The organism is Pseudomonas sp. SJZ074 (genome assembly GCF_007828215.1).
GTDB lineage: Bacteria > Pseudomonadota > Gammaproteobacteria > Pseudomonadales > Pseudomonadaceae > Aquipseudomonas.
Genome location: NZ_VIUE01000063.1, coordinates 1 through 1,739, shown reverse-complemented (window position 1 = coordinate 1,739; position 1,739 = coordinate 1). Strand labels below are relative to the sequence as shown.

The 1,739-nt window shown below is 64.0% G+C and carries 1 protein-coding gene; it reads left to right on the top strand.

Annotation, left to right across the window (positions count from 1 at the left end; genetic code table 11):
• Nucleotides 1-1,739 (top strand): filamentous hemagglutinin N-terminal domain-containing protein (locus FBX99_RS28755; RefSeq protein ID WP_145133810.1); only part of this gene is annotated, 1,739 nt, incomplete at both ends.

Sequence of the window (1,739 nt, the reverse complement as noted above, 5' to 3'; positions counted from 1 at the left end):
ACCATCCTCAACGAAGTCAACGGCGGCAGCCCGAGCCAGTTGCGCGGCTATACCGAAGTGGCGGGGCAGTCGGCCCATGTCATCGTCGCCAACCCTTACGGGATTACCTGCAACGGGTGCGGCTTCATCAACACTCCCCAAGCGACCTTGACCACCGGTAAACCGATTGTTGAAAACGGCCAGGTGAGTCGCTATCAAGTCGACCAGGGCAGCGTCACCGTCGAAGGGGCGGGCCTCAACGCCAACAACGTCGACCGTTTCGAAATCATCACCCGCAGCGCCAGGATCAACGCCGAGATCCAGGCCAGGAACCTGACCATCGTCGCCGGCCGCAACGACGTCGACGCATCCACCCTCAAGGCCACTGCCCGTGCCGATGACGGCAGCGCCAAGCCGCAACTCGCTATCGACTCCTCGGCCTTGGGCGGCATGTACGCCGGCGCCATCAAACTGGTGGGCACCGAGGCCGGTGTCGGGGTGAAGCTGGACGGCAAGCTGATCGCCAGCGGTGGTGATATCCAGCTCGACGCCAACGGCCATCTGAGCCTGGCCGACACTTCGGCCAGCGGCGCGGTCACCGCCAAGGCCGCCAGCGCCAACGTGCAAGGCGCGGTGTACGCTGCCAGCGTCAACGTGCAAACCAGCGGCGCGCTGGACGTGCAGCAGAACATCGCCGCCCGTGACCAGATCAGCTTGAGCAGCGGCGGGCAGTTGACCAACAACGGCGTCATCGAAGCCGGGGTCAACGCCGACAGCAGCCGTAACGCCACGGGGGATGTGAGCCTCACCGCACAAAACCTCAACAACAGCGGCAAGAGCGTGATCGCCAGCCGCAACCTGACGGCCAACGTGGCGCAGACCCTGAACAACCAGGGCGGGACCTTGAGTGCCGGACAGGCCGGCACGGTCAAGGCCGGGACCCTGGATAACCGGAGCAGCGGCCGGGTACTGAGCAGCAATACGCTGAGCGTCAGCGCCGACACACTGCTCAACACCCAGGGCACCGTCAGCAGCAATGGCAACCTCACGGCCACTGTCGGGCAGTTGAATAACCACGACGGCTTGCTCAGTGCCGTCGGCCCGGTGCACCTGGAAACCACCGGCGTCGATAACAGCGGCGGGCGCATCTCCAGCAAGGCCGACCTCACCGCAAACGTCGCCGAACTGACCAATCAGGGCGGCGAATTGGTTGCCCAGGGTTTGCTGACTGTCAGCGGTCAGAGCCTGGATAACCGCAACGGAGGCCTGGTCGGTGCGACGAACGCGCTGACACTCAACGTCGACGCCGTGGATAACCGTGGCGGGGAGATTTCCAGTTCGCTGGGGATCGACATCGACGGTCAGCGCCTGAACAACAGCGACAACGGCAAGGTCCTGGCCGGTACCGACCTGGGCCTGAAAGTCGCGGAGATCATCAACCAGACCCAGGGCCTTCTGTTCAGCACTGGCGCCAGCACTGTCACCGGACAACGCCTGGACAACAGCAGCGGCAGTCTCGTCGCCCGCCAAGGCCTGGATATTCGCCTCGACAACGCGTTGACCAACGTCGCTGGCCTGATCAGCAGCGAAGGTACCCTGACCGCGAATGCCGGCAGTCTCGACAACACACAAGGCAGCGTTTCCAGCGGCGGCGCACTGAGTCTTACTCTCGGCAATGCCTTGCTCAACCAGGGCGGCGAAATCGTCACCGACGCCGGCCTCACCGTAAAAAGCGCCAGCCTCGACAACCGCAATAACGG